The sequence below is a fragment of the Corynebacterium glutamicum ATCC 13032 genome (genome assembly GCF_000011325.1).
In the GTDB taxonomy this organism is placed as follows: Bacteria; Actinomycetota; Actinomycetes; order Mycobacteriales; family Mycobacteriaceae; genus Corynebacterium; species Corynebacterium glutamicum.
Genome location: NC_003450.3, coordinates 1201087 through 1223856, shown reverse-complemented (window position 1 = coordinate 1223856; position 22770 = coordinate 1201087). Strand labels below are relative to the sequence as shown.

Below are 22770 nucleotides of genomic sequence, written 5' to 3'. Positions count from 1 at the left end.
TAAGCCCTGGTTAATCAGTGTCTTCTTCCTCATACACTTGCTGGTTATCAGGGTGGTTGGCTACCAAAATCTCGTACATATCTTCAATATCACTGACCGCACGAAGCTGCTCCAGGGAGGTGTATGAGACCATCCTTAAAGCCTTGTGGAGGTAGTTGATATCGGAATCGTCGATAGCAGGGGCAATCTTTGGATCAGGCAAAGCAGGAAGTTCCCTGCCGTTCCAAAAACTGTCATTGTCTTCAGGTTCAGTTTCAACCTTGGTGTGATAGGTCCGAATCAGTGCTTCTAATCCAGCCATCCCTTGACCACGAATATCCAAGATCAGACCGGGGTTCGCGGTCATCTTCTCGGCAACGTGATACGCGCTGGCAACGGCATGTTTACACACAAGCGATCGGTCGGGGCAGGTGCAGTCAAAATAAATCGACTCATCAGGACTTCCCACCAAGTGATCCAGCATGGAGGAGGTCAGATGGCCATCACGCACAAGCCGCAGGCCATTGGGAGTATCCGCAATAGCTGCGTAGGCTTCGCGGAGTTTTTCCGAGCTTCGGTATGGGAAGGTCACTGTGGTAACAAACGGCTCGTTTTGGGAGCCCGCGACAGTGCATTCCACGCGGCCTTCCAGCACAGTCATGCCGGTGACATTGCCGTTTCGGTAGTACTGCTCACCGCGGGACCGTCGTCCGCTGTCGGCGTTTTTCTCCGTCAACATCACGGTACGAGTACCCGCTGGGCTGAATTGTTTGTGTCGTGATTTATTAATCACCTGGGTGCGGTCATCAGGAGTAGATACGCGCTGTTTGCTGCCAAAATTGGCGTAAATAACGTTATCCATTTTCACGCGGCGTGATTCAGTCATCTGCACCCTCCTTTTCGCGGTAACTCATCAGCATAGCCAATTCTTCTGGGTTGAGTTCGGTGATCCAGCCTTCGCCCTCGCCCACGATGGCGCTGGCCAGGTGTGTTTTTCCATCGAGGATATCTTGGATGGATTCCTCCATGGTTCCGACTGTGATCATCTTGTATACATCCACGTTTTTGCGCTGGCCGATGCGGAAGGCACGGTCAGTTGCTTGGTTTTCCACGGCTGGGTTCCACCATCTATCCATGTGGACCACGATGGATGCAGCTGTCAGGTTCAAGCCAGTACCGCCGGCTTTCAAAGACAGGATCATTGCCGGTGGTCCGTCTTCGGATTGGAATTCCGCCACCATGCGGTCGCGTCCTGGTTTGGTCACGCCGCCGTGCAGGAATGGGATATTCGTGCCCAATCGATCAGACAGGTACGGCGCCAAAATACGGCCAAAGGCTGCGTACTGGGTGAAGATCAGCATGCGGCGCTCTTCTTTTACTGCCGTATCGATCAGTTCCATGAGCGCTTCCACCTTGCCGGAACGGTGTTTACCTTTCAGTGTCACCTCTGAGCCGTCGCCAAGGAAGTGCGCTGGGTGGTTACAGATCTGCTTGATGCGCGTGATGGTCGCCAGGACCAGGCCTTTACGTGACATTCCTTGGCGTTCATCGAGTTGTTTCTGCACATCTTCAACCAGCGCTTTGTACAGAGATGCCTGTTCGGTGGTCATATCCACGCGGATGATCTGTTCGGTTTTCTCAGGCAGATCGTCGATGATATTCGGGTCGGTTTTGAGGCGTCGCAAAATAAACGGTGCGGTGAGCTGGCGGAGGCGCTCAGTCATGGTGTCGTCTTGTTCACGCTCAATGGCCTTGGCAAAGTGGTTGCGGAAAAACGATGCAGAACCCAGCACGCCGGGGTTGCAGAAGTCCAAGATGGAGCGCATTTCAGACAGGCGGTTTTCCACGGGCGTGCCAGTCAGTGCAACGCGGTGGCGGGAAGGCAACGAGCGCACTGCCTTTGATACGCGTGTGGAAGAGTTTTTAATTGCCTGCGCTTCATCGAGCACGACGCGTTCAAAACCTACCTGGCCCATGAGTTTGAAATCGCGGGTGATCACACCGTATGAGGTGATAATCAAGTCCATGCCCTTGGATTGACTCAGGAAATCGGCATCATTCAAACGCTGCGGGCCGTGATGCATCAATACCTTTAGTGAAGGCACAAATTTAGCCGCCTCGGCTGCCCAGTTTCCCACCACAGATGTTGGGCACACCACGAGCGTCGGGCCGCGTTCCAACTCTGGGTTTTCTGCGCGCTCGACTGCCAAAAGGGACAACAACTGGAGGGTTTTTCCCAAGCCCATGTCGTCGGCAAGCACTGCACCTAAATTATTTGCGGACATCCAGTACAGCCAGTCCACGCCGCGTCGCTGGTATTCGCGCAGGTCAGCAAGGACCGTGTCGGGGATGTCGACGCGCACCGGCGCGGGTGTTTCGGTGCCGCCGAGCAAGGAGTTGAACCATTGCGAGCCGGTGAATTCCACTGGTTCGTTTTCGGCGGCTTTCAGTGCGATTTCGCGCAGTTCAGCAAGGGTTACTTCGCCTTGTCCATCGCCACTGAATTTCTCATTGAATTCCTTGCGGAGAGTTTCAGCCTTGGCAGCCAGGAGTTGCCAACCTTCTTCGCCGTTTGCTTCGGCGAGTTTGGCCTGCATGGCCACTTTTTCCATTTCGGTGCGCGCGCGTTTTTCGGAGGACTTTGATAGTTCCTCCATGTAGCTGGTGATGCGTCGCAACGCGTCTTGGTCCGCCATGACCCAATCGCCGCGCAGGCGGATGAGGCCTGTTTTGGAATCGATGAGTTCGCGCATCTCTTCGTCGGACAGCTGAATATCGCCGACGCTGATGCGCCAGTTGTATTCCACGAGCTGGTCAAGACCAATGATTGCCTTGGTTGAAGAGTCCGCGGCATCATTCGGCGTGCGCGCTTCCACCTGCGCGCGGGTTTCATAGGTGCTCCAGGCTTTGGGCAGCATGACGGGAATGCCGGCTTTGCGCAGCTTGGCTACATCGTGGGAGATAAAGTTGACGATCTCCTCGGTGGTTAAGAAAATATCCCAGTCACCGTTTTGGGCGATGTCCACCATATGCCCCAGCATCGCGTCTTCGCGCGCAGGATCCAGCAGCATGGAGGTGGTTTTTGCGGTTTCGTATTGGGAGCGCAGTTGCTCCATTCCCCCGCTATCGATCGATCCTTTTTGAATCGCCTGCGGCGCATCCACGCCCGTGCGCACCATCAAACGCACCGGCCACACGGAATCCATCGGATCTTCATAATCCGATTCCGCAGGGGGCTCCTCCACCAAAATCACCAGCTGCAAAGACGCAGATGTAATGGTGTTTTTCCACTGATTCAGCGCATGGGTGAGCATGGTCGAGCCCTTGCGCAGCGAATGGTTAAACAGCAACGCCTCAACAAACTCATGGCGCGCATACGGCATGGTTTCATCGCGGTAATCACGCAAAATGGCGTTGGCGATCCAGTGCGGAAGCTCATTGGACATGCTTCCGGCCAAATCTCGGCCACCATTAATCCGCAAAATACCCGGCGCGGCATGGTTCATTTCCGCGAGCCACCCACGCTCCGACAGGCTGGCAGATAGTTGCCACTGGGGCCACCAGGCATTATCCATCATCACCGTGCGAAGCGTGACGCGGCCGGCCTGCACAAAACGCGCCAGGCCTTGATACATGACAATCAGCCACCACAGATCGGGCGCAATGGAGTCACGTTGCGCTCGGGTGGCGGCAGGGGTTTCTGCTTTCAAAAAACTTAATTGTGAGAAAACCGTGACTGCTTCTTCAGGGGTAAAAGCTGCTGTTGGCGTGGGCAGCTCAACATGGCGCCCTTTCGGAGTGCGCAGATGCACATTCATGCGCGCGCGGAAGGTTTTCCCGTCGAGGATTTGCTCCACTACCGGCGGGAACGTGCCTTTTTCCACCGCCTCTGGAAGCACAATTCGGTGCCCTTCGACCTGCTCAATCCACAGTTGCAGACCGCGATCTTTGATCCAGAGACCGTGAAGCAAGTGAGAAGTCATGAATTCATTTCACCTATGTTGAAGAGTGGTTTCTCGTAACCTTGTGCGAAACCATTGGACAAGTACTCCAGCCTACCGGTTATTTGAAAAATCACCACTGCTTAAAAGATTTTGCTTGTCGACGCCACCCCTCACCCGCCCCGGCCCGGGTTGCGCGCCCCCCGCGCAGATAGGGGTGATTTTCATGCCTATGTATATTCAGACACCCACGTCGATTAGTGTTGTAGTTCACAGTGCTTATTTTTTATTTGTATCTTTGCACGTTTGTCCCCTACCCAAAAGGAGAAACCTCATGAGCGATAACACCTGGTTCATCATAGCCATCGTTATCTATATGTTGGTGATGGTGCTCATCGGCTATTGGAGTTACCGCAAGACAGAAAAATACGACGACTACATGCTCGCCGGCCGCGGGCTCAACCCTTTTGTTGCCGCAATGTCCGCAGGTGCCTCAGATATGTCAGGTTGGCTGCTCATGGGTCTGCCCGGCGCGCTGTTTGTCACCGGCATGTCCGAGTTGTGGATCGCAGTCGGACTCACCATTGGTGCATGGGCGAACTGGATGTGGGTGGCACCTCGTCTTCGTTCTTATTCCGAAATCTCGGCCAACTCAATCACCCTGCCTTCATTCTTTGAGAACCGACTTCGCGATAAATCTCGCGCGCTTCGCATCATTGCAGCACTAATTATCATTGTGTTCTTCACCTTCTACATTTCTTCAGGCATGGTTGCTGGTGGAGTGTATTGGGAGTCCACGTTTGGTGGAGATTATCTACTCGGTATGGCCATTGTCGCAGGTGTGACAGTGCTGTATACCTTCATTGGAGGATTCCTTGCTGTGTCTTATACAGACGCAGTTCAGGGGACTATCATGTTCTTCTCGTTGATCATCGTGCCAGTCATGGCATATTTCGCACTGGCGAACCCCATGGATATTTGGAGCTTTGCAAACTCTAATGATTACGGCCCGCACACCGATGGAATTGGCAATCCCACCTACTTCTCCATGATCAGTGGCATTTCTGCAGCAGCAATCATTGGTAACTTAGGTTGGGGTCTTGGATACTTCGGCCAGCCACACATTGTGGTTCGTTTCATGGCACTTCGCACACCAGCTGAAGCAAAGCAAGGTCGTCGCATCGGTATTTCCTGGATGATAATCTGCCTGATTGGTGCAACCTTTACCGCAATTATCTCCACAGTTTTCTTTGCACAAAACCCCGACGCCAACATCACTGACACAAGGGCTTATGAGTCCATCTTCCTAGATCTTGCCCGGATGCTGTTCCACCCATTGATCGCTGGACTTATTCTGACTGCTGTTCTCGCGGCCATCATGTCTACCATGTCGTCACAGCTGCTGGTCACCGCATCTTCCCTGATTGAGGACCTGCTGAAGGTAGTTAAAAAGGACTCGCTGAGCGAACGCACCCTGATCATGCTGTCTCGTGCCACAGTCATCATTCTGGCGATCATTGCAGCAGCCATGGCTATTAACCCGTCTGATTCCATCCTCGGATTGGTGGGATTTGCGTGGGCAGGATTCGGCTCTGCATTTGGTCCGATCATACTTGCTAGCCTTTATTGGAAGCGTCTCAACGCCGCCGGCGCTATCTCCGGCATGATTACTGGTGCTATTGTCTCCATCGCGTGGGGTATGTCCCCACTAAGCGATACGTTGTATGAAATCATCCCAGGTTTCGCCTTGGCAACCATCGTGATGGTCGTTGTTTCCCTCCTGACAAAGGAACCCTCCGAAGAAATCCTCAACGAGTTTGAAACCGCCAAGGATCTTGCTGCCGCTGTGGAATCAAACGAGGATGTTGATTTCGCTGACGCAGCTCAGAAGCTTTCGAAAGAAAGTTAAGCCTTAGAGGGAACCAAACGCCAAGGCGATGAGTCTAACCCGAGTATGAAGAACTTTATTCGGGTACTCATCGCCTTTAGTGTTTTCCTCTGTATATATACCGTTGCTCCCCACATTGGCCGAGGTCCTGGAGACCTCGCACCAGTTACAGCAATCCCCCAACGAGCCACAGTCCTAGGCTATGACAGAGCCTCCATGTTTGGCGGATGGTTGGGTGGCGTGCGGGAAGGCATCGTGGATGAAGCCGGCGACACTGATCCATACTCCGGGAATCGATTAGACCTCTCTAGTGCCGAGGTGGATCATATTCTCCCGCTCAGCGCCGCCTGGGATCTAGGCGCACACCGGTGGAGCGCTGGCGAGAGAATCAGCTTTGCCAACGACCCCCTCAACCTCGTGCTCGTCTCAAAAGCTGAGAACCAAGAAAAATCCGATCAACTTCCCAGCGAGTGGCTCCCCTCTGATCGAAGTGCACGATGTTGGTACGTGGAACGCCTTTTCGCCGTGGCCAACGCATACGAACTTCCGTTACCAGAAAACGACATTCGGGTTGGACGAAAACAGTGCGGGTTCGCCAAACCTTGGTGATCTCGTTAGTGTATGTATCAAGCATTTTCTTTTTGCCCAACCATAATTGAAAGGTCCACCAGCCCGTGACCACCATCATGATCGCTATTCACGCTATTGCAGCAATCCTGTTCCTAGGACCAGCAACAGTAGCTAACTCTCAGTTCCACGTCCGCGCGTACGATGCACACAACGGCAACACCCAAGCCGCTGGCTCCGCAAAAACCCTTTTCAAGATTTCCCAGTCCTACGGCATGCTGTCCCTGCTCGTGCCTTTGCTGGGTATCGCCATCATGCTTCTCGATTGGTCTTTCTACAAGTCTGAAGGCCAGTTCCACGCAGCAATCGCTCTCAGTGTTATCACCTGGGCGCTGCTTCTCTTCGTTATCTTCCCACGCCAGAAGAAGATGATGGGTGCTCTTGACCTTCTGGAGGACGATGAGCAGGCTGCAAAGACTTACGAGATCGAAAACTGGGACAAGGCGAAGAGCCAGCTGTCCATGTTCGGCGGCATCTGGGCTCTGCTGTGGGTCATCATCGCTGTGCTGATGTTCATCTAACACATCTCAAATTGCCAAAACCACCAAGAACTTTTTCTTGGTGGTTTTTTGCTGCTTCTACTTAGACATTGCCGGGGGCGAGCACAATATCAAAACGTGTGCGTGCCCAGGTTTGATCACCCACATCGCGACCATCTGGAGTTGCGGTTCCTGCAGGTTGCTCAACGAATTTCTTAATCAGTGAGTCCTTCACGCCAAACACGGAATCGCCGATCTCTAGCTGCGGATCGCCCTCAACGAAGATATGGGTTACCAAGGTTCGCTTCTCTGGCGCAGTCACCATGAAGTGTAGGTGCGCGCAACGAACGGGGGAACGACCAACTGCTTGGAGCATTTGTCCTACTGGACCATCGTGTGGGATGGGATATGGCACGGGAGTTAGTCCCCAGAAGTGGTATTCGCCGTTTTCATCTGAATACAGGTGTGCGCGTCCAGCACTGCGCTCATCGGCGTATTGCACATCATAAAGTCCATCTTCATCGCATTCCCATACTTCAATGCGTGCATTGGGAATGGGGTTTCCTTCAGTGTCTTTGACCGTTCCCTCCACCCATGCCGGCTGGCCGACTGCGCCAAAGGCAATGTCATCTCCGTTTTGGACCAGTGGCGCATCATCGACAAAGAAGGGGCCAAAGACTGTTGCTTCGGTAGCGTCTTCATATGCTTCGTTATTAACAGCGATGGTCTGCATGGATGCACCCAAGGTGTCAGAGAGCAACACGAATTCTTGGCGCTTATCGTCGGTGATATGCCCAACCTTGGTGAGGAAATCAATGGCGTAGTTCCACTCTTCTTCAGTGAGTCGAACATCGCGGATGAAATCATGGAGATGCACAGTCAGGGATTTCATCACTAGTTTGAGGCGAGGGTTTTCACACGAATCAAAAGATGCGAGTACGCGCTCTACAAGGTCTTCTTCCACTGCTTGCTGTTGTGCTGAAATAGTCATGTTGGTCTCCTTAATTCAAAGTTGCTGGATCGTCGCCGTTGAGCGCTGTGGTAAGCAGCGCAGTGAGGTTTTCTTCTGTGACCGTCCGTGGATTATTCGCCGGTACTTTCTCCAAGATGATTTCCACTGCCTCTGGGATTCCTGCTGCGGTGAATCCGTAATCGGATAGTCGCTGTGGTGCTCCCACTTGGGCACGCAGCTGTTGCAATCCTTCAAGTGCTGTCGCAGAACCGAAAGCTGCCGCTGCGCGTTGTTCTGCCTGTGGCGCATATGGCGCGTTGAAGGCAAGAACATAAGGCAGTACTGTTGCATGGGTTTGCGCGTGTGGAAGGTTAAAAGTTCCACCCAACACGTGGCAGATCTTGTGGTGGAGACCAGAGCCAGCAGAGGCAAAAGACACCGCAGCCAGGTAGGCACCGTAGAGCGCTTCATCGCGACCATCTACGTCCTGAGCATCTGCCACAATCTTGGGAAGGCCAGCAGAAAGTGCTCGAATTCCCTCAGCAGCCATAGCCGCATTGATGGGATCCGCCTTCGGTCCCCACAAAGAATCAATGCAGTGAGCCAAACCATTGAGACCAGAAGCAACCGACATTTCTACCGGCAAAGACATGGTTAACGCTGAATCGTAGATAACTGTCACTGGCAGCACTTTGTTATCAACACCAGTTGTTTTGCGCGCGGCTTCGGTCAATCCCCACACATTTGTTGCTTCAGAACCTGCATAAGTAGTGGGTACCGCAATGATCGGCAATGCGGTGGTCATGGCAATCGCTTTAGCTAGACCTGTTGTGGATCCACCGCCCACACACACCACAACATCAATGTCGTTTTCTTTCGCAACACTGCGTGCTTCTTCTGCTGTTTCGATGGGCACATGCATCACGACATTTGAATGCCACACCTTGACATCAATATCTGCTGCTACTTGCCGTGCCATGGGAAGCTCGAAATCACCGGCAACCACCATGACGTTTTTGGCATCGAGTCGGCTAATTTCAGCGGCGAGATTTTGCGCCGCCTCACCTGAACCGAACAGAACTCGTTGACCGAGGGTTTCATGATCGAACTGTAAAGACATTTTTAGCTCCTATGCTCCGACAACTGAGTTGAGGTGAAGTAGATCCGATAGCTGCTTAATCTGTGTTTGAAGTTGTTCAGCGTCCACTGCTGTGGAATAGACGTAGAAATCGGGGCGGGTAATAATAAATGTTGCCCCGGCTTCCTTGAGCCAGCGAGTGTAAAGACCTTCAACATCTAAAACTGCGGAAGTTGCATCACCTACTGATTCGACGATTGCACCGATGGCGTCAAGTGCCACAAGCGAATCCTCATCAAGCACTTCTCGTGGATCAGTGTTGAGGCCTAAAACTGCCCAGCCACGGCCGACTGCGTCGTCGAAACGCGCCTTTCGACCTTGGTATTCCACTATGCCCTGCTTCGCTAGCTCGCCACCATGGGAAGAATCTTTATCCCAAATTCCCGGTCCCAAGTGTGCGACATCGGTATTAACAGGGACCCCGTCTTGTGCTTCAAGCTCTTTAATCATGCGCTCATCGCGCAAACGTGCTTCATCTTCATCAGTAATGCAGATGACATTGCCCAGGTCCATGGAGAAATCAATGTAGTAGTGGACGTGTTCGCGGCGTTCTTCTCCGTAGGTGTCTAGCAATGCATCATCTGATTTTCCGCTCAGCACCAAATCAAGACGCCATGCCAACGCCAGTGAGTCTCTCAGGCCAGCGCACATGCCTTCACCTGCGAAAGGTGGCATGAGGTGAGCGGCATCGCCTGCGATGAGAGCTCTTCCGGAGCGCCATTCCTGGGCCCAGCGAGCTTGGAATCGATACACTGCGGAGCGCTCGAGAATGGCCTTGCCAGGTGTGACATCCCATGGCTCAAGTAGATTCCACGCGCTTTCTTCAGAAGCGAGTTCCTTGAGATCTTCACCAGGCAGCGCCATGAATTCCCAACGTCGGCGGCCGGGGCCTCCAGGAACGATGGTGGTTGGGCGCTTGGGATCACACAGTTGCCAGTGATCTGTTCCGTAGTCAATGTCCTGAGTTGGCTTGAGGTCCAGGATCAGCCAGTCGAAGAAGTATCCAAGATCATTCATCTCTAAGCCAAGGGAGTTACGCACGAAACTGTTAGCTCCGTCTGCACCGATGACATACTTCGCTCGGATATCTTCGCGCTGAGCATCTGCTGGAATGTTCTCTGGGGTATCAGTGACAATGCCGTGAATGATGGCGGAGTTTTCATCTTGGGACAATCCGACAGCGGTGAAGCCACAGCGAATATCTACAAAATCCATGGTCAGGGCCAGATCGCGCAGACGCTTTTCAAGTTCTGGCTGGTAGAACCAGTATCGGGTGCGCCATCCGGAATCTGTCATGGAGGTCCAATCGACTTCCAAAAGCGTCTCCCCCGCTGCGTTCTTCCAGTCGTAGCTGTCGGAGTGGTAATCGATGGCTTCGTCGTTTTCAGAATCAATGCCAATGTATCCAAGGATCCGTGCGATTTCGTGGTCAAAGGTGACTGCACGAGGTCGTTCGTAGAATGTTGGCCACTTTTCCAGGATGGTGACGCGGTGACCTTTTTGGCCGAGCAGTACTGCAAGGAGCGTTCCGGTAGGACCTCCACCGACGATGCAGACATCGGTATCGAAGTTATTGGGTGACATGGGATCTAACCCTTCTTGAATAGTGAACTGAACAACATTATCTAGATCACATTCTGAATCATGATTCATAAATGAACAAGGGTTCAGATTTTACAATACCCCCATTCCACCCCCTTATATTTAAGTCACCGCAGATCAGCTAAGGTTTTCCCTATGCCCACGCCTTCGCAGCACAAGGACGCTTCAACAGCACAAACCGACAACCAGGTACCAACTGGCCGCCGTGCACAAAAACGCGAACAAACCCGCGCGCGCCTGATCACTTCCGCTCGCACACTCATGGCAGAACGGGGTGTCGACAATGTAGGAATAGCTGAAATCACCGAAGGCGCAAACATCGGAACGGGAACCTTCTACAACTACTTCCCAGACCGTGAACAACTACTCCAAGCTGTCGCAGAAGATGCCTTTGAATCCGTGGGAATTGCCCTCGACCAGGTGCTAACCAAATTAGACGATCCGGCTGAAGTATTTGCAGGGTCGCTTCGACATCTAGTACGGCACTCGTTAGAAGATCGGATTTGGGGCGGATTTTTCATACAAATGGGTGCTGCTCATCCCGTACTCATGCGCATCCTAGGACCCCGCGCACGCCGAGATCTACTTCATGGTTTAGAAACTGGCCGATTCACCATCGAAGATCTGGACCTAGCAACCACATGCACTTTTGGTTCACTCATCGCAGCGATCCAAATGGCGCTTTCTGCAGATCAAGATTCCAACGATGACAAAGATCAGATTTTCGCAGCCGCGATGCTCCGGATGGTGGGTGTTCAAGCAGCAGAAGCCCGGGAGATCGCTTCGCGTCCACTCCCCGAAATATCCCCAGTCAAACCGCAGTAGTGATCGGGCCTCAAATAAACTTCGGCAATAAGCCGAGTTCAATACCTCGCACTCTGACTAGAGAGCAACGCAATGCTCTCTTCTTTGGTCAGAATCTTAACGATGGTGCTGCGGTCGAAGCACCATCATTTACTTCTCTAAGTTCCTAGAATTCCTCCCCCAAGATCCCCCAAGAACCAAAGCCTAAGAAAACAGAAAAAATCCGTTGCCCTCTCAGTAAAGAGAGAGCAACGGATTTTTCTAGCTAAGCACCAGACTCAGGCGAAAACCTGAGCTGAAGCTAAAACGAACTCTTAGTCGCGTCCGCCACGGTAACCGCCACGGCCACCACGGTCTCCGCGGTCGTCGCGTCCGCGGAATCCACCGCGTCCGCCACGATCATCACGGTCACGTCCACCGCGGAAACCTCCACGGCTTCCACGATCGTCACGGTCACGTCCACGTCCACCGCGGTCATCACGGTCGCCGCGGAATCCGCCGCGTCCGCCACGGTCATCGCGCTCGAAGCGGCGTGGTGGGCGTCCACCGGAGTCGCGTTCTATGTTGATGAGCTGGCCGGAGATGCGGGTGTCGCGCAGGTTGTCAAGAACGCTCTGTGGGAGATCCTTTGGCAGTTCAACCAGGGTGTGGTCGGCTGCGATGGTGATGCGGCCGAAGTCCTTGGAGTTCAGGCCACCTTCGTTGGCAAGTGCACCAACGATTGCGCCTGGGCGGATGTGCTGGCGCTTGCCCACTGCGAGGCGGTAGGTTGCCAGGTTCTCGTCGTCGCGGTCGAAGCGTGAGCCACGATCTCCGCGGTCGCCACGGTCACGGTCGCGTCCACGTCCACCACGGTCGTCGAAGTCACGGTCACGACGGCGGTCGTTGCGCTCACGGCGCTCTGGTGGGAGCTCCTTGAGCAGGAAGTCGCCGGACTGTGCCTGGGTTGCCAGTGCCGCTGCGATGTCCTCTAGAGGAACGTCGTTGGCCTGGGAGTATTCCTTGACCAGGGTGCGGAACAGGTCCATCTGCTTGTCCTCGAGGGACTTGGTGATGGAGTCAGCGAACTTGACCTTGCGGAAGTCGTTGACCTGATCGACGGTTGGCAGTTCCATTTCGTGCAGTGGTGCGTTGGTTGCGCGCTCGATGGAGCGAAGCATACGACGCTCACGTGGGGTCACGAACAGGATTGCCTCGCCGGTACGTCCTGCACGGCCGGTGCGGCCGATGCGGTGAACGTAGGACTCGGTGTCGTTTGGAATGTCGAAGTTAAGCACGTGGGAGATGCGCTCAACGTCAAGACCACGGGCTGCAACGTCGGTTGCAACGAGGATGTCCAGGCGGCCGTCCTTCAGCTGGTCGACGGTGCGCTCACGCTGTGCCTGAGCAATGTCGCCGTTGATGGCTGCTGCGGAGAATCCGCGTGCACGGAGCTTTTCAGCAACTTCTTCAGTTTCGTGCTTGGTGCGCACGAACATGATCATTGCTTCAAACTCGGTGACCTCGAGAATACGGGTCAGTGCATCCATCTTGTTGCGGTGTGCAACGTTGAGGAAGCGCTGGGTGATGTTGGTGTTAGTCCTGGTCTCGGACTTAACGGTGATTTCAGCAGGGTTGTTCAGGTACTGCTTGGACAGGCGACGAATGCCGTTTGGCATCGTTGCGGAGAATAGTGCAACCTGCTTCTCGTCTGGGGTGTCCTCGAGGATGCGCTCGACATCTTCCTGGAAGCCCATGTTCAGCATCTCGTCTGCTTCATCGAGCACGAGGAAGCGCAGTCCGGAGATATCCAGGGAGCCCTTTTCGAGGTGATCGATGATTCGGCCTGGGGTACCCACGACGATGTGAGCGCCACGACGCAGGCCAGAGAGCTGAATGCCGTAAGCCTGTCCACCATAGATTGGCAGAACGTTCAGGCCACCGACGTGGTCAGCGAAGGATTGGAAGGAGTCAGCAACCTGAAGTGCCAGCTCACGGGTAGGGGCAAGCACAAGTGCCTGTGGGCTGCGCACGGACTTGTCAATACGGGCAAGGATTGGCAGCGCGAAAGCTGCAGTCTTACCGGTACCGGTCTGTGCTAGACCAACAACATCCTGGCCCTCCATGAGGATTGGGATGGTTTGTGCCTGAATTGGGGAAGGAGTTTCGTAACCCACCTTGCGCACAGCGTCAAGAACACGCTCTGGCAGTCCGAGTGCATCGAAGCCGGATTTGGCTTCCGTAGAGGATGACTCGTTTGAAGGCTGGTTAGCACCTTCCGAGGAGTCCTCATTCTCATTGATTACATTGCTCGCGTTGTCTGCATCTGCAGAGTCGGCGTCCTCAGAAGTATCCGCAACCCTGGTGATCTCTTCGCTACCCTCAGATGCTGGTGCATCTTCAACAGTGTTGGTTGGGGTTTCGAGAGCGAAGTCAGCTGATGCTGAGTCACCCTGCGGGGTTTCCTGAGATTCCGACGAAATGACGTTATTCGGCTGTTCTACGTCGCCGTTGACGTTCTCGGTATTACTCATTGTTCCTTTAAGTTACGCTAAATATCATCAAAACTCCATATGCAATTCCACTTCCGCCGCGGGTGCCCATACAGGTGAGCAGGGAAAATGGGACATTGCTCACATAAACGTCTCAAAAATGCTTTTCGACGTCCACTTCCACCCCATTCACGCGTCAATTCCAGTGACACGCGCCACCAATTCTCGACTTTGAGTCGTTGACCTCCACAGTGAAACATCAGTAAAAGTGCACCGACACTAAGAATCCTTATCCTTCAGAGTAAGGTGATCTGCGTCAAAAAATGTCCGCTATTCACCCGAAACGAGGTCAGCATCTCGATGAATGCCTCCCCTGCCCCAACCCGATCTTTTAAAGGATTGCGGGCTCGACACATTCACTTCATCGCGCTGGGTTCCGCGATCGGCACCGGCTTGTTCTACGGTTCCGCTGGCGCAATCCAAGCAGCTGGTCCATCTGTACTCTTGGTCTACCTTCTCGGTGGCGCCGTCGTGTACTTCATGCTGCGCGCACTCGGCGAGATGGCTGTGCATCACCCAGTCCGTGGTTCCTTCGCGGTCTACACCCGCGCACACCTTGGCGGATGGGCAGGCTACATCACCGGCTGGATGTTCGCGTTTGAGATGCTCATCGTCTGCCTGGCTGACCTCACAGCCATCGGCATCTATATGAACTTCTGGTTCCCCGGCACCCCACAATGGACTTGGGTGGTAGCCACCCTTCTTATTGTCGGTGGCGCAAACCTCGCATCAGTGCGTTGGTTCGGTGAGCTCGAGTTCATCTTCACCATCATTAAGGTCACCGCAGTTGTCGCCATGATCGTCGGCGGCGCAGCCATCCTCGCATTCGGTCTCGGCGCCAACGCTGAAGTTGCCGGCGTATCCAACCTCTGGGAGCACGGCGGATTCTTCCCCAACGGTGTTGAAGGCATGATCGCAGCCTTCATCCTTGTTCTCTTCGCATTCGGTGGCACCGAAATCATCGGTGTTGCAGGCTCTGAAGCTGAAGATCCTGAGAAGTCCATCCCCAAGGCTGTTAATACTGTCCCAGTACGCATCCTCCTCTTCTATGTGGGTGCCATCCTGGTGATCCTTGCCCTTAATCCTTGGCCTTCCATCACCGGCGAAGAATCCCCATTCGTCCAGATCTTCGACACCCTCGGCGTCAACTGGGCTGCTGGTCTCCTCAACGCCGTGGTCATCACCGCTGCACTGTCTGCCATCAACGCTGACCTCTTCGGCGCTGGCCGCGTTCTCACTGGTCTTGCGAAGGAAAACCTCGCACCAAAGGCCATGGGCAAGATCGCCAAGAACGGCGTTCCAGTCATGACCACCACCATCATGATCATCGTCTTGATCGTGGGAGTAATCCTCAACGCAGTGCTTCCCGAGCGCGTCTTCGAGATCGTCGCTTCCCTAGCAACCTTCGCCACAGTTTACGTCTGGCTGATGATCCTGCTCGCACAGGTGGGATCCCGCCGAAACATGCCTGCCGACGAGGTCAAGTCCCTGAAGTTCCCTGTCCCCTTCTACCCCTTCGGACAATACTTCGCGATCCTATTTATCGCCTTCACCTTCGGCATCATGGTCTGGTACGACAACTACCACCTGCCACTCGCCGTCGGCGTTGGATTCCTTGTCCTGATGACAATCCTTTACTACGCCACAGGCCGACCAAAGGCGATCGCTCCGATCGATTATGAAGAGCTAGATCCGCGACGCGATTAATCTAGACTCGCACGAAAAAGGCAGCATCTTTTCCAATATGGAGGAGATGCTGCCTTTTAAGAATCTATTAGTGATTTAAATATGCCTTACAAGAAGCTGGCATTTCGGAGACCGTCACACTAGCGTCCATTCGAATACTCCCACCCGCTGGAACCAGGTTCGGAAATTTGAAACCACCACCAATGATGTCAGTTTGCTCGTTGTAGCAAACAATACCAACTCTCAGGTTCTTAAAATCATCTGAGGAGTCATTTTTCAACGCAAATGAGGCATTGTAACTACCAGCGTATGGGTTGGAAATATCGGTGGTTTCCAACACCGGCAATGCAGTTTCATCTGGTTGTCCTGAACCGTAATCCGTTACTGAAAGAAAAGCCTCAATGCTTGTAATTTCTGGGCGGCTTGAATCCTCCTTGTAGTGAGATACTGGCAATACCAATTCCTGGTCTTCCCAACTGAGTGTTTCTACTTGATCTTCAGTCGCTACAACGGCGCCACTTTCATCGAGGAAATTCACCGTCGCCGTAACAAATTCCCCTGCGAGGCTTCCACCAGAAGTTTTGGCAATAACAATTGCCATCGCCGAATTTGAGCTCTGCCCAAATCCAGAATCAATAATCTCTACACCCGATTTACTCTCATCAGATTGAGAAGCGATGTTTTCTGCGCCGTCGGAGAGCACGCCATTTGTTTCGCTGACTGTCTCTGCAGTTGACTCGCTCTGAGAGACATTCGATGTTTCGTCGTTTGTTTTCACGAAGTTGAAAAGGATAAACGCCACTAGGCCAACAACAGCCAGTATGCCAATTAAGCTTGTGAGCTTTCGAAGCGACATTTTTGAGTTCCGATCTTTACCAATTTAGGAAATTAGAACTTTAGCTTATGAAGGCAACAGAAAATCAATCTACCCCTGCGGGGTGCAACACAAAGGGGCACTTCATTACTGTTAGCATTGGGTTTCTGACCAGTAGTTCTGAGGAGAATCGTGAAGAAACGCATCAATGTAACCGGCGCCGTCCTAGTCAAGGAAAACCGTATCCTTGCAGCACAACGTGGTCCAGAGATGTCACTTCCCGGATATTGGGAGTTTCCGGGAGGAAAGATCGAGCAGGGCGAAACTCCAGAAGCTTCACTTGCACGAGAGCTCAAAGAAGAATTGCTTTGCGACGCCACCGTAGGCGAACACCTCACCACTACAGAGCACGAGTACGACTTTGGAATCGTCGTGCTTTCCACCTACTTCTGCACACTAAATGATGCAGAGCCTCAATTGACCGAGCATGCTGAGATCCGCTGGGTGGCACCACACGAATTGGAATCTTTGGAGTGGGCACCTGCTGATATTCCTGCGGTGAAACTTCTCGTCGAGCAGCTTGCTTAATGAGCCCATTCGATTCAAAGCTTGGTCGCGATACCCATTTTGGATTCCTCGATAAGACCACTGCTTCGCAACAACTGCTGAATCCTTCATTGATTTCTAATGAGGATCCGCACACCATGTTGCAGGCGATCAAGTTAGAGCTTCGTACCGCACAGTCTTTTACATTTTCAGTCGCTTTTATTTCCAGTCGCGGTATCGCGTTGTTGAAACAGGCATTGTTGGACTTCAAGGGTAAAGGACGAATTATCACGTCCCGCTACCTGGATTTCAATGATCCAACGATGTTTCGTGAGCTTCTTACTTTGGAGAACGTGGAAGTCCTCATACATCAAGGCGATGGTTTCCACTCCAAGGGCTACGTTTTCCATCACGACGTGGGAATCACCGCAGTAGTGGGTAGTTCCAACCTCACAGATAATGCTCTGTTGGTAAACCGGGAATGGAATCTGAAGTTCTCTGCCAGCAAGAATGGCGACATTGCTTTTCAACTTGATGATGCGATTAATCGCCAAATTGAACGATCCACGCCACTGACGCCTGAATGGATCTCAGAGTATGAGGCAACCAGACGTGTACCTGAGCGTTTGGTGTCTCAGAATATTCCTCTCGAGGATCAAAGTAACGCCGGAACAATTGTTCCAAACGTCATGCAGGAAGAGGCCCTCGACGCTCTACTTTCTTTGACGGAGAAGGGAGAGAAACGTGGTGTCATTATTTCTGCGACAGGAACTGGCAAGACTATCCTGGCTGCTCTAGCTACAAGAATGCTCAAGCCTGAACGAGTTTTGTTTGTCGTGCACCGCGAACAAATTCTGGATAAGGCGCGATCCGAGTTCATCAAAGTTCTTGAACGTCCCGCTGTTGATTTCGGAAAAATGTCTGGCTCGACCAAGGAGCTAGATAAGCCGTTTGTGTTTGGCACCATCCAAACGCTGACAAAGGAAGCTACACTTTCCCAGATCTCCCCTACTGACTTTGATTTAGTCATCGTCGATGAAGTCCATCGCGCCGGTGCCGAATCCTATTTGGCATTGCTCAATCATCTGCAGCCACAGTTTTTATTGGGCCTGACTGCTACCCCAGAGCGAACTGATGGATTCAATATTTATGAGTTGTTCGATTTCAACGTGCCATATGAGATCCGACTTCAAGCTGCTTTAGAATCCAACATGCTCGTACCGTTTCACTATTACGGTGTCACAGACTTCACGCTTGATTCTGAAACAACGGTGACTGATACCTCCAAACTAAGTGCCTTGGTGAGCGAAGAGAGAGTCCATCACATTCTGGAGGCCCTCAAAACTTATGGTCATCCAGAAAATGTTCGTGGACTGATCTTCTGTTCCAAGACTGAAGAGGCTGAGGAGCTGTCAAAACTTCTCGACCAGTCGTTGTTTAATGGCAGCTTGCTTAAAACCAAGGCGCTCTCTGCGAAGGACTCAATTCCCTACCGCGAAGAGGTTGTAGCTGAGCTGGAGTCCGGCGACCTGGACTACATCTTGACGGTTGACATCTTCAATGAAGGCATTGATATTCCTTCGGTGAATCAAATCGTAATGATTCGTAGTACTCAATCAAGCATTGTGTTTACGCAGCAGCTCGGGCGTGGACTCCGAAAAGCTGCTGGCAAAGACCATCTGCGCGTTATTGATTTCATTGGCAACTACGCGAACAACTATCTCATTCCCATCGCATTGTTTGGCGATAATTCTCGCAATAAGAACAGCATCAGACGCCGCCTGATTGAGAGCGATATTGATGGAACAATCTCAGGTGTTTCAAGTGTTAACTTTGATCCCATCGCGCAGGAGAGAATTTTTGCTGCGTTGAAGGCTGCGAAGTTGGACTCAAAAGCACAATTCAAGCAGGATATTGTTCAGCTTCAAGATCGACTCAATCATGTGCCAGCACTGTTAGACTTCGCTCGCTTCAATACTGTTGATCCGTTTATCCTTGCCACGCATTCTGGCAACTACTGGTCGCTGCTCAGTTCAGTGAAGTTTGTCGATCACGCTCCCAGCGAATCGGAGAAGTACTTTCTGGATTTCCTTACCGGAGAGCTTCTTAACGGCAAGCGACCTCATGAGCTGTTGCTGATCCAGGAACTAATGAAACAGCCTGAAACTTCTACTGAAGAATTCCGTAAGCTCTTGCAGGCCCAATCGACTAGTTCAGATGAGCAAACAATCAACTCGGTTGAAAGGATTTTGAGCCAAGAATTCTATACGGGACCAAACCGCAAGAAGTTTGGCGAACATCCGATCCTCTCTGTTCAAAACCGCACCTACTCTTTTACTCCCGAGTTCCGACGTGCCCTCGACGAAAGCCTAGAAGTGACGGACCGAGATGAGGCTGCTCAGAATTTTAAGTTTCACGTCCAAGACATCATCGACACTGGTTTGTTTATCGCCAGAAACAATGGATTTTGGCAAGGAAACCTCGTTGTTGGCGAGAGATACTCCCGACGAGATGTCTGCCGAATTCTCAATTGGGAACGAAACAACGAGAGCACGATTTATGGATACAAAGTGGACAGTTACACATCTACTTGCCCAATCTTTGTGACCTATCACAAGGCTGATGATGTATCCGAAAGTACTCGTTACCAGGATGAACTCGTCGATCCGAATACCCTTCATTGGTATTCCCGCGGCAACCGAAAGATCACGTCTAATGAGATCAAGCCCATCGCTGCGAATGCTGTGGATCTTCATGTTTTTGTGAAGAAGGACGATGCCGAAGGCCTTGATTTCTTCTACCTTGGTCAAGCGCATTCAGAAAACAGCAAACAGTCATCGATGCCCGGAAACAAAGGAGTTGTGCAACCGGTGGTCACAATGGATCTACAGTTCGACACACCCGTCGAACAAAGCCTGTTTGAGTACCTGAGCACAAATCTCGCCGTAACGGAGTAACCACCGCAACCAAGCGTCGAAAAGCAAAATCTTTTCGACGCTTTTTGGTGACTTGTCAACAAGGGGGAGCGAAATCAGTCATTGACAGGAAAAGGTTGACCACAATCGGGGTTAACCTTTATAAAGTTAAGCTGTGAGCGGGAACTTAGGAATAAACTTCAACGACAACCTTTAAGAAGCTCTTATTGGTTCTTCGTTTTGTATCGATAAATACAATCGGTTTCCTGGCTTAATAAGGCTGTTCCTGTCAACCTGCAATGGAAGAGGAAGTGTACCTAGCGTGGATGTCGTCGACATCGCACGGTGGCAATTCGGAATTACCACCGTCTATCACTTCATTTTTGTCCCACTGACCATTGGCTTAGCGCCGCTGGTCGCAATCATGCAAACGTTTTGGCAAGTTACCGGCAAAGAGCACTGGTATCGGGCCACAAGATTTTTTGGCACTGTGCTGCTCATCAACTTCGCGGTTGGTGTAGCAACGGGCATTGTGCAGGAGTTCCAGTTCGGTATGAACTGGTCGGAATATTCGCGTTTCGTCGGTGATGTTTTCGGCGGACCGCTGGCTTTGGAGGGTCTTATCGCGTTCTTCCTTGAGTCTGTATTCCTGGGACTGTGGATTTTCGGATGGGGGAAGATTCCTGGTTGGTTGCACACTGCATCCATTTGGATCGTTGCTATTGCGACGAATATTTCTGCCTATTTCATCATCGTGGCCAACTCGTTTATGCAGCATCCGGTGGGTGCTGAGTATAACCCTGAGACTGGTCGTGCGGAGCTTACTGATTTTTGGGCTCTTCTCACAAACTCCACCGCGCTGGCTGCGTTCCCGCATGCTGTTGCCGGTGGTTTTTTAACAGCTGGAACTTTCGTTCTCGGAATTTCGGGTTGGTGGATTATTCGTGCGCACCGTCAGGCCAAGAAGGCTGAGTCGGAAATCGAGTCGAAGCATTCGATGCACAGGCCCGCGTTGTGGGTTGGTTGGTGGACCACAGTTGTCTCTTCCGTGGCGCTGTTCATCACTGGCGATATCCAGGCGAAGCTCATGTTCGTGCAGCAGCCAATGAAGATGGCGTCGGCGGAATCCTTGTGTGAAACCGCCACAGATCCAAACTTCTCCATTCTGACAATTGGTACGCACAACAACTGCGATACGGTAACCCACCTGATCGATGTTCCGTTTGTGCTTCCATTCTTGGCTGAAGGAAAATTCACCGGTGTGACTTTGCAGGGTGTAAACCAGCTCCAAGCTGCAGCGGAGCAAGCATACGGTCCTGGCAACTACTCCCCTAACTTGTTTGTCACCTACTGGTCATTCCGCGCAATGATCGGCCTGATGCTTGGTTCTTTGGCTATCGCTGCGATTGCGTGGCTGTTGCTGCGTAAGAAGCGCACACCAACTGGAAAGATTGCTCGTCTGTTCCAGATCGGCAGCCTCATTGCTATCCCGTTCCCATTCTTGGCCAACTCTGCTGGTTGGATCTTCACCGAGATGGGCCGCCAGCCTTGGGTGGTGCACCCGAACCCTGAATCTGCCGGCGATGCCCGAACAGAGATGATCCGGATGACTGTTGATATGGGTGTATCTGATCATGCGCCATGGCAAGTCTGGCTGACTCTCATTGGCTTCACGATTCTCTATCTCATTTTGTTCGTGGTGTGGGTGTGGCTGATTCGCCGCGCAGTTCTGATCGGACCACCAGAGGAAGGCGCTCCATCCGTGGAGGCAAAGACTGGACCGGCAACCCCGATTGGTTCAGATATGCCCATGACACCGCTGCAATTTACTGCCGCTGCCCCAACCACAGGTGAAAAGGAATAACCATGGATCTCAATACCTTTTGGTTTATTCTCATCGCATTTTTGTTTGCGGGATACTTTCTCCTCGAAGGATTCGACTTCGGCGTCGGAATTTTGGCACCCATCATCGGTAAAGATTCAGCGGCTAGGAACACAGTGATCCGTACGATTGGCCCTGTCTGGGACGGAAATGAAGTGTGGCTGATCGTGGCAGGTGGCGCTTTGTTTGCTGCCTTCCCTGAGTGGTACGCAACGATGTTCTCCGGAATGTATCTGCCGCTGTTCCTCGTGCTTGTGTCGTTGATCATGCGCGTGGTGGGCCTTGAATGGCGCAAGAAAGTCGATGATCCTCGTTGGCAAAAGTGGTCTGACCGGGCCATCTTTATTGGTTCTTGGACTCCACCGCTGATGTGGGGATTCATCTTCGCCAATATTTTGCGTGGCATGCCCCTCAAGGCGGATCACACCATCGATGCTGCGGCAGCCCTTCCTGGCATGGTCAACGTCTTCGCCATTCTGGGTGCACTTGCGTTCACCGCACTGTTCGCCCTTCATGGTCTCGCATTCATCCGCCTGAAAACTGCTGGTCGGGTGCGCACCGATGCGGCGAAGGCAGCTCCAGTAGTCGCACTTCTTGCTGCGGTGACTGGTGGACCTTTCGTGTTGTGGGCTGCCATCGCATACGGCCGTTCCTGGTCCTGGATCCTCGCAGTGCTGATCATCGCAGCGGTTCTCGGTGGAGCTTTCGCACTGATCAAAGACCGCGATGGATTAAGCTTCCTGTCCACTTCCGTCGCTGTCATCGGTGTCGTTGCACTGCTGTTTAGTTCGCTTTTCCCCAACGTCATGCCAACAACGCTTGCTGATGGCGTGAGCCTGGATATCTGGAACGCCTCCGCAAGCGCCTACGCATTTACTATCCTGACTTGGACCGCCGCTGTGATCGCACCGCTGGTTGTCCTCTACCAAGGCTGGACCTACTGGGTGTTCCGCAAACGACTTCACGCCGAGCCAGTGTCTGCTTAA

The 22770-nt window shown here is 52.5% G+C and carries 16 protein-coding genes; 9 read left to right on the top strand and 7 right to left on the bottom strand.

Going from position 1 to position 22770, the window contains the following annotated elements; genetic code table 11:
* Window positions 1-10: 10 nt before the first annotated feature.
* Entirely contained in the window at window positions 11-865 is an 855-nt protein-coding gene (locus CGL_RS05805) for a 2-oxo acid dehydrogenase (protein WP_003854920.1), read from the bottom strand.
* Entirely contained in the window at window positions 858-3962 is a 3105-nt protein-coding gene (locus CGL_RS05800; RefSeq protein ID WP_011014168.1) for a DEAD/DEAH box helicase, read from the bottom strand. Before CGL_RS05800 ends, CGL_RS05805 begins: the two co-directional genes overlap by 8 nt.
* A gap of 292 nt (window positions 3963-4254) precedes the next feature.
* Here CGL_RS05800 and putP point away from each other — a divergent pair, with 292 nt between their 5' ends.
* The 3 genes from putP to CGL_RS05785 all read left to right on the top strand — a co-directional run bounded on the left by putP (window position 4255) and on the right by CGL_RS05785 (window position 6956).
* On the top strand, window positions 4255-5829 hold the full coding sequence (gene putP, locus CGL_RS05795) for a sodium/proline symporter PutP (RefSeq protein ID WP_011014167.1): 1575 nt from the start codon (window positions 4255-4257) through the stop codon (window positions 5827-5829).
* Between the two features lie 45 nt (window positions 5830-5874).
* Window positions 5875-6417, top strand: coding sequence for an HNH endonuclease family protein (locus CGL_RS05790; protein ID WP_011014166.1), 543 nt, complete (start codon window positions 5875-5877; stop codon window positions 6415-6417).
* 65 nt (window positions 6418-6482) lie between these two features.
* Window positions 6483-6956 carry a hypothetical protein gene (locus CGL_RS05785; RefSeq protein WP_011014165.1) on the top strand — a complete coding sequence of 158 codons (474 nt, stop codon included), beginning with the start codon at window positions 6483-6485 and terminating at the stop codon, window positions 6954-6956.
* A gap of 61 nt (window positions 6957-7017) precedes the next feature.
* Here CGL_RS05785 and CGL_RS05780 read toward each other — a convergent pair whose 3' ends face one another.
* From CGL_RS05780 to CGL_RS05770, 3 genes are read right to left on the bottom strand one after another with little or no spacing between them, the layout of a single operon-like run.
* Entirely contained in the window at window positions 7018-7905 is an 888-nt protein-coding gene (locus CGL_RS05780; protein ID WP_003854925.1) for a protocatechuate 3,4-dioxygenase subunit beta, read from the bottom strand.
* Between the two features lie 10 nt (window positions 7906-7915).
* The gene (locus CGL_RS05775; RefSeq protein ID WP_011014164.1) at window positions 7916-8986 is read right to left on the bottom strand and encodes a maleylacetate reductase; all 1071 of its coding nucleotides are present in this window, start codon (window positions 8984-8986) and stop codon (window positions 7916-7918) included.
* Between the two features lie 9 nt (window positions 8987-8995).
* Window positions 8996-10588 (bottom strand): bifunctional 3-(3-hydroxy-phenyl)propionate/3-hydroxycinnamic acid hydroxylase, encoded by a 1593-nt coding sequence (locus CGL_RS05770; RefSeq protein WP_011014163.1) that lies wholly within the window; start codon window positions 10586-10588, stop codon window positions 8996-8998.
* Window positions 10589-10741: 153 nt separating this feature from the next.
* Here CGL_RS05770 and CGL_RS05765 point away from each other — a divergent pair, with 153 nt between their 5' ends.
* The gene (locus tag CGL_RS05765; protein WP_011014162.1) at window positions 10742-11431 is read left to right on the top strand and encodes a TetR/AcrR family transcriptional regulator; all 690 of its coding nucleotides are present in this window, start codon (window positions 10742-10744) and stop codon (window positions 11429-11431) included.
* Window positions 11432-11724: 293 nt separating this feature from the next.
* On the opposite strand, the gene CGL_RS05760 is transcribed toward CGL_RS05765, so the two are convergent.
* Window positions 11725-13923, bottom strand: coding sequence for a DEAD/DEAH box helicase (locus CGL_RS05760; protein ID WP_011014161.1), 2199 nt, complete (start codon window positions 13921-13923; stop codon window positions 11725-11727).
* Between the two features lie 318 nt (window positions 13924-14241).
* Here CGL_RS05760 and CGL_RS05755 point away from each other — a divergent pair, with 318 nt between their 5' ends.
* The gene (locus tag CGL_RS05755; RefSeq protein ID WP_011014160.1) at window positions 14242-15648 is read left to right on the top strand and encodes an amino acid permease; all 1407 of its coding nucleotides are present in this window, start codon (window positions 14242-14244) and stop codon (window positions 15646-15648) included.
* A gap of 67 nt (window positions 15649-15715) precedes the next feature.
* On the opposite strand, the gene CGL_RS05750 is transcribed toward CGL_RS05755, so the two are convergent.
* The gene (locus tag CGL_RS05750) at window positions 15716-16405 is read right to left on the bottom strand and encodes a hypothetical protein (RefSeq protein WP_231838288.1); all 690 of its coding nucleotides are present in this window, start codon (window positions 16403-16405) and stop codon (window positions 15716-15718) included.
* A gap of 228 nt (window positions 16406-16633) precedes the next feature.
* On the opposite strand from CGL_RS05750, the gene CGL_RS05745 reads away from it, so the two are divergent.
* From CGL_RS05745 to cydB, 4 genes are all read left to right on the top strand, one after another.
* On the top strand, window positions 16634-17029 hold the full coding sequence (locus tag CGL_RS05745) for a (deoxy)nucleoside triphosphate pyrophosphohydrolase (protein WP_003854931.1): 396 nt from the start codon (window positions 16634-16636) through the stop codon (window positions 17027-17029).
* Window positions 17029-19944, top strand: coding sequence for a DUF3427 domain-containing protein (locus CGL_RS05740; protein WP_011014158.1), 2916 nt, complete (start codon window positions 17029-17031; stop codon window positions 19942-19944). The genes CGL_RS05745 and CGL_RS05740 overlap by 1 nt, the downstream gene beginning before the upstream one ends.
* Window positions 19945-20224: 280 nt before the next feature.
* Window positions 20225-21766 carry a cytochrome ubiquinol oxidase subunit I gene (locus CGL_RS05735; protein ID WP_011014157.1) on the top strand — a complete coding sequence of 514 codons (1542 nt, stop codon included), beginning with the start codon at window positions 20225-20227 and terminating at the stop codon, window positions 21764-21766.
* Between the two features lie 2 nt (window positions 21767-21768).
* A complete protein-coding gene (cydB, locus tag CGL_RS05730; RefSeq protein ID WP_011014156.1) occupies window positions 21769-22770 on the top strand; it encodes a cytochrome d ubiquinol oxidase subunit II in 1002 nt (333 codons plus the stop codon).

Coding starts and splice junctions, on each gene's coding strand:
- CGL_RS05775 (WP_011014164.1), bottom strand. CDS start 8,986: ATGTCTTTACAGTTCGATCATGAAACCCTCGGTCAACGAGTTCTGTTC.
- CGL_RS05770 (WP_011014163.1), bottom strand. CDS start 10,588: ATGTCACCCAATAACTTCGATACCGATGTCTGCATCGTCGGTGGAGGT.
- CGL_RS05780 (WP_003854925.1), bottom strand. CDS start 7,905: ATGACTATTTCAGCACAACAGCAAGCAGTGGAAGAAGACCTTGTAGAG.
- CGL_RS05790 (WP_011014166.1), top strand. CDS start 5,875: ATGAAGAACTTTATTCGGGTACTCATCGCCTTTAGTGTTTTCCTCTGT.
- CGL_RS05800 (WP_011014168.1), bottom strand. CDS start 3,962: ATGACTTCTCACTTGCTTCACGGTCTCTGGATCAAAGATCGCGGTCTG.
- CGL_RS05760 (WP_011014161.1), bottom strand. CDS start 13,923: ATGAGTAATACCGAGAACGTCAACGGCGACGTAGAACAGCCGAATAAC.
- cydB (WP_011014156.1), top strand. CDS start 21,769: ATGGATCTCAATACCTTTTGGTTTATTCTCATCGCATTTTTGTTTGCG.
- putP (WP_011014167.1), top strand. CDS start 4,255: ATGAGCGATAACACCTGGTTCATCATAGCCATCGTTATCTATATGTTG.
- CGL_RS05805 (WP_003854920.1), bottom strand. CDS start 865: ATGACTGAATCACGCCGCGTGAAAATGGATAACGTTATTTACGCCAAT.
- CGL_RS05755 (WP_011014160.1), top strand. CDS start 14,242: ATGAATGCCTCCCCTGCCCCAACCCGATCTTTTAAAGGATTGCGGGCT.
- CGL_RS05740 (WP_011014158.1), top strand. CDS start 17,029: ATGAGCCCATTCGATTCAAAGCTTGGTCGCGATACCCATTTTGGATTC.
- CGL_RS05765 (WP_011014162.1), top strand. CDS start 10,742: ATGCCCACGCCTTCGCAGCACAAGGACGCTTCAACAGCACAAACCGAC.